Origin of the sequence: Achromobacter sp. 413638, from assembly GCF_043119405.1 — a bacterium.
Classification (GTDB): Bacteria; Pseudomonadota; Gammaproteobacteria; order Burkholderiales; family Burkholderiaceae_B; genus Achromobacter.
Genome location: NZ_JBICCO010000019.1, coordinates 37,505 through 46,071 on the forward strand (window position 1 = coordinate 37,505; position 8,567 = coordinate 46,071).

The 8,567-nt window shown below is 68.8% G+C and carries 6 protein-coding genes; 3 read left to right on the forward strand and 3 right to left on the reverse strand.

Annotation, left to right across the window (positions count from 1 at the left end; genetic code table 11):
• Nucleotides 1-55: 55 nt before the first annotated feature.
• The 3 genes from ACEU5R_RS10345 to ACEU5R_RS10355 all read left to right on the forward strand — a co-directional run bounded on the left by ACEU5R_RS10345 (nucleotide 56) and on the right by ACEU5R_RS10355 (nucleotide 3,581).
• Nucleotides 56-955, forward strand: coding sequence for a LysR family transcriptional regulator (locus ACEU5R_RS10345; RefSeq protein ID WP_103272621.1), 900 nt, complete (start codon nucleotides 56-58; stop codon nucleotides 953-955).
• 176 nt (nucleotides 956-1,131) lie between these two features.
• Nucleotides 1,132-2,850 (forward strand): hypothetical protein, encoded by a 1,719-nt coding sequence (locus ACEU5R_RS10350; protein ID WP_392410075.1) that lies wholly within the window; start codon nucleotides 1,132-1,134, stop codon nucleotides 2,848-2,850.
• Nucleotides 2,850-3,581, forward strand: coding sequence for a DUF3726 domain-containing protein (locus tag ACEU5R_RS10355; RefSeq protein ID WP_103272619.1), 732 nt, complete (start codon nucleotides 2,850-2,852; stop codon nucleotides 3,579-3,581). The genes ACEU5R_RS10350 and ACEU5R_RS10355 overlap by 1 nt, the downstream gene beginning before the upstream one ends.
• Nucleotides 3,582-3,617: 36 nt before the next feature.
• On the opposite strand, the gene ACEU5R_RS10360 is transcribed toward ACEU5R_RS10355, so the two are convergent.
• From ACEU5R_RS10360 to ACEU5R_RS10370, 3 genes are read right to left on the reverse strand one after another with little or no spacing between them, the layout of a single operon-like run.
• Nucleotides 3,618-4,409 carry an efflux RND transporter periplasmic adaptor subunit gene (locus tag ACEU5R_RS10360; RefSeq protein WP_103272618.1) on the reverse strand — a complete coding sequence of 264 codons (792 nt, stop codon included), beginning with the start codon at nucleotides 4,407-4,409 and terminating at the stop codon, nucleotides 3,618-3,620.
• Nucleotides 4,410-4,421: 12 nt separating this feature from the next.
• Nucleotides 4,422-6,404: a preprotein translocase subunit SecA gene (locus ACEU5R_RS10365; RefSeq protein ID WP_392410076.1), complete on the reverse strand. Its 1,983-nt coding sequence runs from the start codon at nucleotides 6,402-6,404 to the stop codon at nucleotides 4,422-4,424.
• Nucleotides 6,404-8,557, reverse strand: coding sequence for a hypothetical protein (locus ACEU5R_RS10370; RefSeq protein WP_392410078.1), 2,154 nt, complete (start codon nucleotides 8,555-8,557; stop codon nucleotides 6,404-6,406). Before ACEU5R_RS10370 ends, ACEU5R_RS10365 begins: the two co-directional genes overlap by 1 nt.
• Nucleotides 8,558-8,567 lie beyond the last annotated feature (10 nt).

The window sequence follows — 8,567 nt, forward strand, 5'->3', positions numbered from 1 at the left end:
CGGCACATATAAAATAAAGTTAGTTCCAACTATTGTTTGATAAGTGAAACTTACCATGCTGCCAGACCTCAGGATCGTCCAGTTGCGTCATTTCGTCTGGGTCGTGGAACTGCAGGGGTTCCATGCCGCCGCGGAACGGGCGCATCGCACCCAGCCCGCCATATCCCTGTCCATCCGCGACCTGGAAGACAAGCTGGGCCAGCCCCTGTTCGAAAAACGCAATGCGCGCGTCGTCAAGCCGGACCTGACGCCCTTCGGCCAGCAGTTCCTCGCCTACGCCAGGGAATTGATCGACCATCACGACCGCGTGATGCGCGAGATGAACCTGGTGGCGCAGAACAAGTCCGGACATCTGCGCATCGCCTCGGTGCCATCGGTCGCCAGCCGCCTGCTGCCGGATATCCTCACGCGCTTCATCGGCCAGGATGCCGGCCTGCATGTCAGCCTGTTCGACGACAGCTCCGAGGCGGTGCTGGCCATGGTGAAGAACCGCCAGGTGGATTTCGGCATTTCCAGCGTCTGGGAGCCGGAAAGCGATCTGCGCTTCACGCCGATCTGGAAGGACAGCATCGGCGTGGTCTGCCACCGGGACCATCCGCTGGCGGCCAGGAAAAAGCTCGACTGGCAGCAGCTGCGCGGCCACCGGCTGATCGCCAACGGCACGTCCCGGCTGCTCGCGGGGACCAGCGCCGGCGAGCTGATCGCCGAATCGCAGATCTACATCTCGAACATGATTTCACTGCTGGCCATGATCGAGGCCGGCATGGGCATCACCACCCTGCCCCGCCTGGCGTTTCCCGCCGAGCCCGGCGCATTGCGCTTCATTCCGCTGGCCGCGCCCCTCGCCAGCCGCGACATCGGCCTGGTGCGCCTGGCCAATCGCTCGCTGCCGGTAGCCGCCCAGGCGCTGTTCGACTTCATCCTGCGCGACAACGGCCTCGCCTCCCGGAACTGAGCAGCCCCACTCATCAAAAACAGTCTCTCCATAAATTCTGCTTATCAAGCAATAGACCGATCTGAATTGCGCCGCCGGTCAGCCTGTCCCAATATCGACGGCACATCGACGCCTCGCATCCTGCTGTCCGCCATGCTGTCGCGGACGCACGGCGCCATTCCATTGAGAGTCCGAGTATGAACACGCTTAGCACCGGGGAAGCCAGCCAGGCCGAAGCCGCGACCCTGCCCATGCGCCCGGCCGGCCAGGTCATGGATCTGGAACGGCTGGGCAGCCTGCATCAGAGCCGCCTGAGCTTCATGCGCGCCCTGGTGCGCCGGATCATGCGCGAGCGCTGGCGGATCGACGCCTCGCGCTTCGAGCTGGACGCCGATGGCCACGGCACCGCGATCTACCGCATCCACACACCCAACGGCCTGTTCAGCTTCGTGCTGTTCTCCCAATACCTGGCGCCGGAAAAGCGCAACGACCGCGTCATCGCCAGCGAATGGGACCTGACCATGGCGCTGTGCGAAGGCGAGGTCGATCCGGACCAGTTGGACAGCCTGCGCCGCAACGTGCCCTTGCAGGAAGCCGGCAGGCTGGACGCCCGCACGATGGTGCTGTCGCGCGCCAACCGGAGCGTGCGCAACTTCGACTATGTCGTGGACGCGCTGGCCCGGGGGCGGCAGCCCGACGCGGCCCGGATCACGCGTGTCGGCTACCTGTACCGCACAACGGCGGTCTACGGCAGCGGCAAGCTGGGCATGGCCGACTGGGAAAAGATCCGGGGCAGGCATCCTGATTTCGCCCGTCCCTTCGCCGCAGAAATGTTCACCTGTTTCATGCTGCGCAACTTCAGCCTGCGGCAGGCCGAGCATATCGCCCGCCATCGCGCGCCCGCCACGGCGGTGGCGCTCGAACCGGCGCTCAAGCGCTACTTCGGCATCGGCAATTCGACGGGCCTGGGCATGGCGCCCTACCTGATCAACCATCCGCAGCTCATCAGCCGCTGGGTCGAGATGCGCGAACTGGCGCTCGCCCGCATCGTCGCCGCGCCCGCCCCCGCCGCCGCGCGCGCACGACTGCCGCAGCTGCTGGACCGCGCCATCCGCCATCTCCGGGAGACCCATACCGAGGACGAATGGCAGACCGGCAACAACCAGCGCACCCTCGCGGACATGCAGGCCCTGTCCGGCTGGCTGGAAGGCGCGCGGCTGGAATACTGGAATCCGCTGCTGGAGTGGGCGACGCGCCATTGCAGCCTGCAGGGCCAGGAACTGCTCAACTGCATCCTGCTGGAACTGCACCCGGAGCGGGTGGATGACCTGGATGAACGCCTGGCGCTGCCCGAACGCCTGGAACTGAGGCCGGACATGCCGGCCGCCGAGCTGCGCGCGCTGATCGAATCCGCCTACCGCTGGGCCCTGGAGATCGACTTCGACGCCGACGGCGCGCAGGCGACATTCTGGTACCGGTCGCAGGAAAAGCAGGAACCCCGGCTCGGCCTGTGCGGCATCGACGCGGGCCGCGAAAAACAGATGCCGCTGGGCATCGCCCTCTTGGCGCAGCAATGCCACCGGCGGCTGGTCCGTGACCTGGCCACGCATCCTCACGACCGGGTCGCGGATTTTCTCTTCCGCCATCCCGAGGATCGCGGGATCGTTCGCCGCATCCAGACCATGGCGGCGACGCGCTACGGCGAAATCCGCGCCAACCTGCTGGACCGCGACGTGCTGCCCATGCACCTGCTGCGCTGCAAGCTGTCCTTCTTCGGTGTGAGCAAGTTCGACCCGCGCTCGCGCCTGTGGGTCCGCAACACCATGTTCCAGGGGGCTCCCTTGCTGGAAGATATCGGACACCCCTTTGACGACGACTGGTTCCTGCCACTCGCACCCGCCCAGGAAACCGCCTGATGCTGATCTCCGCCAACGAACTGGCCGCCCTGCTCAAACGCGTCTTCGAAGGGCTGGGCTACCCGCAAGGCCAATACGAGGATGCCGCCGCCATGGCCGGCTGGCTGCCGCTGCATGGCGAAGACGGCCTGGACGCGCTGGCGTGGCAGGCCGACCCCGCGCTGCCCGCCACCGAACTGAGCGTCCCGGCTCCCGGCCGCCTGGTCGCACGATGCCATGGTCGCAGCGCGCTGGACGCCCTGCCGTCCCTGCTGGACCTGGCCTGCCTGCGCGCGTCCCGGCAAGGCCGGATCCAGCTGGAAATCCTGGACTGCCGCGATCGCAAGTGCGTCCTCAAGCTGCTGGCGGATTGCGCCCGCAAGGGCTGCTGGGCCCAGGCGCGATGGGACGACGGCGATGCGCCAGCGCATCGCCACACCGCCTGGATCGAAAGCGGCGCCGATTATCCGAGCTACCAGACGGCGGCCCTGCCGGAACGCGGCGCTGCGGAATCGCCACGCTCCCTGACGCTGACGCTGGATATCGAGCCCCTGCCTGCTCCCGCCCTCGAGGCCGACGCCGCCCGGATCGCCCGACGGGTCACGCCGGCGGACTACGCACAGGCCGGCCGGCGCGCGCTGGAACACGGTACAGAGGTGTCCCCGACGCTGTGGCAACGCCTGAACCGGCTCGCCGAAGCGGTCTTGGTGGAGAACTCGGAACAGTCGCGCAGCGGCGCGGGCGGTCGATGAGCCTGTAGGCCGGGGAGCGCGAAGCCTTCCTGGTTCTCAGAACCGGATCGAGCAGCGTATCCCCGCCGGGATGGCGTTGCCCTTGTTCTCGACCTTGAGCAGCACGGTGAAGGTGCCGCTGGCGGCGTCCATCACCCGGTCGATGCGCCAGACCTTGGCCTGAAGCGGCTTGTCGCTGATGGCCGCGTTGACAGTGACCTGGGCGCCGGCATCGGCCTTGATCTGGCCGTAAAGGCCGTCGGGCACGACCACCTTGACCACCAGCGGATCGATCTGCGCGAGCTTGACGATCTTGTTGTCGTTGATGCGGTCGCCGGGGCCGGCATAGCGCTCGGCCACCACGCCGTCGAACGGGCTCTTGATGCTGCGCTCGGCCAGGATGGCCTGCTGCAGGGCGACCTGCAGCTGCGCCTGACGGCTGCGCGACGTCATCTCGTCGTAGTCGCCGGCGGGCAGCAGCTTGCGCTGGTACAGGTCGGCGTTGCGCTCCACCACGCGGCCCAGGTAGGCGGCCTCGGCGCGGCGCAGTTGCAGCGTGGCCTCGTCCACATTGGTGTTCAGCTCGGCCACCACCTGCCCCTTCCTGACCTCGTCGCCGCGCTGCACCAGCACCTTGTTCAGCACGCCGGCCGAGGGACTGCCCAGCTCCGACACCTGGAACGGCTCGATCAGGCAGGCCATGGGATGGCCCAGGCTGTCCGCCGGCGCGCCCAGGCCGGTCAGCGGCGGCAAGGCGGCATCGGGCGGCAGGCCCTGGGCCTGCGCGGCGCAGGCCAGCGCGGCGGCAAGGCCAAGGCAGGCGGGACGGAATGCGGCGGAAATCTTCATCTTCGACGGACCTCAGTCTCCCTGTCCGGAAAATGACAGGGAATTCTCCAATTCTTCGTCCGCGGACACCATGCTGCGGCGTTCGCGGGCCAGTTTTCTTTCGGTGCGCGCCTGCGCGTGGCGCAGCCAGCGCGCCGCGACGGCGCGCCAGCCGGGGAAGCTCATCGCCAGCAGCGCATCCATCGGCCGCGACCAGAGGCTGTTCCTGACGCTGTCCAGCACGGCGTCCTCCAGCGACAGGATGGCCTCGGCATGGCCGGGATCGCCCTGGCGGCCGCTGCGGCCTTCGAGCTGGCGGTCGATGCGGGCGGACTCGTGCCGCTCGGTCAGGATGACGTGCAGGCCGCCGGCCTCGCGCGCGGCGTCCGACAAGGGAATGTCGGTGCCGCGCCCGGCCATGTTGGTGGCGATCATGATGCTGCCGATCTCCCCGGCGCGCCCGACCAGCGCGGCCTCGTCGGCGTCCTGCTTGGCGTTGAGCACGACCGCCGGCAGCGCCGCCTCGGCCAGCACCCGGGCCACCTCCTCCGACGCCGCCACCGAGCGCGTGCCGATCAGCACCGGCACGCCGCGCGCATGCAGCGCGCGACAGCGTTCGCGCACGGCCGCCCATTTGTCCGCCATGGTCCGGTGCACGCTGTCCGGCGCGTGGATCCGGCGCGACTTGCGATGCGTGGGAATGCGGACCACGGGCAGGTTGTATACGCGGCCCAGCTCCGCCCGGATCTCGGCGGCGGTGCCCGTCATGCCGGCCAGCAGCAGGTAGTGCTTGAAGAAGCGCTGGTAGCTGATGCTCTTGAGCGTGGCGCGCGGATCGCTGAGTTCCAGGCCTTCCTTGTGCTCGATCATCTGGTGCAGGCCCTGGCCCCAGGAACGGTCGGGCATGACGCGTCCGGTGAACTCGTCCACCACCATGACCTTGCCGTCGCGCACGATGTACTGCTCATCGAGCCGGTACAGGTGCAGCACGGTCAGCGCGCTCAGGATCAGCTCTTCGCGCCGGAACGGAATGCCCCAGGGCGCGGGCAGGGCCGCGCAGGCCAGGCGCAGATGCTCGCGCCCGGACTCGGTGAGCGCGGCCCGCCGATGCTCCCGCTGGATCAGGTAATGTTCCTCGCGCATGCCCGCCGCCAGTTCCATGGCCTGGGCGGTGACGGCGCCGCCGTCCTCTTCCTGCACGCCCGAAATGATGAGCGGCGTGCGCGCCTCGTCGACCAGCACGCTGTCGGCCTCGTCCACGATGGCGAAGCACAGGCCGCGCAGGAACAGCTCGCCGACGCGCCCCTCGCCGCCGCGCAGCCGTTCCAGCCGCAGCCGGTCCTCGTCCTTGTCGTCGTCCAGCACGATCAGGTCGCGCAGATAGTCGAAGACGAGGGTCTTGTTCGAGCAGTACACGATGTCGGCCCGATAGGCCCGCCGCCGCTCGGCAGGATCCATTTCCATGCTGACCCAGGCCACGCTCAGGCCCAGCGCCTGATACAGCGGCGTCATGATCTGCGCGTCGCGCTCGACCAGATAATCGTTGGTGGTGATGACATGCACCGGCAGCCCGGCCAGCGCCGCCGTGGCGGCCGGCAGCGTGGCGGTCAGCGTCTTGCCCTCGCCCGTGTTCATCTCGGCCACCATGCCCTGCAGCATGGCCCAGCCGCCCAGCAGCTGCACATCGAAATGCGCCTTGCCCAGCGCCAGCCGGCCCGCCTGCCGCACCAGCGCGAAGGCGCGCGCGGCGCCGGCCTGGGTGATGCCGTTGCAGCGCAGGTCGAACGCCACCTCGTCGGCGCGCGCGCGCACGCCGGCCAGATCCAGCCCGGCCAGCCGGCCGGCCTCGCGATGCACCTGCGCCAGGATGCGGCGGGTGCGCCACAGAGGCTGGCGCCGCTTGCGCGCCAGCCAGCGCAGCGCCGCCGTGCCCCAGGCCTCCAGCTTGTTGGCGTGCCGCTCGCTCTCCCTTTCGGGATAGAGCGGGTCGGGCGCGAGAGCGGCGAAGCTGTCCATTACAGCTTCAGCTGGCGCAGCACCATCTGGCGCACCATATCGTAGGCCTGCAACGCGATCGGCCGGGGCTCGTGGGAGAACTTCACATAGACGCGCGCGCCCACGTAGCCGAGCGGCGCGTCCGGCGGCAATTGCAGGTCCATGACGAACAGGTTCTCCGCCGACTTGGCCCGCCCTTCCTGCGACTTGCGCGGATCCACGCCGATGCTGCCGCCGCCCTGCAGGCTCAGCGCCATGCTGGGCAGCTCGTCGGTGGCCGACGGCACCTCGCGCAGCACGCGCGCCTCGAACTCGCGGCCCGCGTCCTGCACCAGCCGCACGCGCACGCCTTCCAGCGAGCGATGGATCCGCTCCAGGCTGGACTGCGGCACCACCACGCGCACCGTCTCGGCCTCGGTCAGCACATAGCCCAGCAGCTCGCCGCGCTGGACGTAGCGGCCGGTCATGTCCTCGGGCTGGGCCGAGACGTAGCGGCCGGCGTGCCGGCTGCGCACCTGTTGCGACTGCACCTGTTCATCGACCGCGCGCTTCTCGGTCAGCAGGCTCTGCCATTGATGGCGCGTGATGGCGGCCTGCACCGGATTCTGGGCATGGGCCTGCACGTAGCGCGCCTGGTACTCGTCGACCTGGGCGGCCAGCATGGCGTCGCGCCGCTGCAGTTCGTCGTTCTCCAGCGCCAGCAGCGGCGCGCCCGCCGCCACGAGCGCATCGTCCGCCGCCTGGCGCTCGCGGACGAAGCCGGCCACCGGCGCGCGCACCTGGGCCGACGGCGGCACCCAGACCACGCCCTCGGTATCGGTCGAGGACGGCATGGGCACGGCGCCCGCCAGTCCGGACGCCGCCAGCACGCAGAGCGCGGTGATGGCATAGGACCGCCCCCGGCGCGCCTGGATCTGCGGGTCGGTGAACAGCTGCCGCGCCAGCCGCCACAGCGGCATGACGATGGTGTTCAGGATGGCCCAGCAGGCCAGCAGGACGCCGAAGAAAAAGAACTGCCCCGCCACCAGGAAGATGGCCAGGAACATGATGAACATGCGGTAGACAAAGGACAGCAGCGCATAGCCCACGAACCACCACTGCTCGCCCCGGCTGGCGCGCGGCGCCTCGACGGCGGCCAGGCCCAGCACGTAGCGCTTGAACAGATACCCGAGCCAGGCATTGGCGCGCTGCCCCAGGTTGGGAATCTCGATGGCGTCCGACAGCACGTAGTAGCCGTCATAGCGCAGCAGGGGATTGCCGTTCATGAAGAGCGTGGACACGCCGCACAGGATGATGACGTTGTAGGCCACGGACCGGCCCAGGCCCGGCTCCAGCTGCGTCCAGGCGATCATGGCCAGCGCCGCCAGGAACAGCTCCACCAGGATGCCCGCCGCCCCCACCAGCATGCGCCAGCGCTTGTCGGCGAAGCCGGCCGCCGCCGACGCGTCCACATAGGGAATGGGCACCAGCAGCAGGAACATCAGCCCGATCTCGTGGACCTCGCCGCCGCGCGCCTTGACCGCGCAGGCGTGGCCCAGCTCGTGGACGGCCTTGACCAGCGGATACACCAGCGCCATGGCCAGCACATTGCCGGCCGAGAACACCTGGTCCCAGACGTTGTGCGTCAGCGCCTTCCAGTGCATGGCGCCCAGCGCAGCGCCGTAGAGCACCACGGCCAGCCACAGCAGCCCGCCCACCCAGGTGAACAGCCAGCGGTAGTACGGCAGCGCGGCGCTCAGCCAGCGGTCGGGATCGAGCAGCGGCAGCTTGAGCGCGCTGGGATTGCCGGCGTACTGCTTGATCTTCTGCGCGCGCTGGCGGCGGCGGCGCTGCACCAGGTCGCGCACGTCCGGCGCGCGATCGGTCATCAGCACGTCGGCGCGGTGCAGCTGGGACATCAGGCGGATGACCTCGTCCTGCGGCATGGCGTCGTCATCCAGCTGAGCGCAGGCGATCTCCCAGATCTGCTGCACGCTGCGGCGTCCATCCATCAGGCTGATCAGCAGGTTGGCCTCGGGCGTGTAGCGGTGGAATTCGCCGTTGCTCTGGTCCTGCATCACATACCAGACCTGCCCCCGGTAGGTGTGGCGCTGGATGTGGATGTGCGAGCGCAGGCGCGGCCGCAGCGCGCTGACGCGGTGCCAGGAATTGCTGTAGAGGGCGGTGGCCGTCATGTTCCGCTTC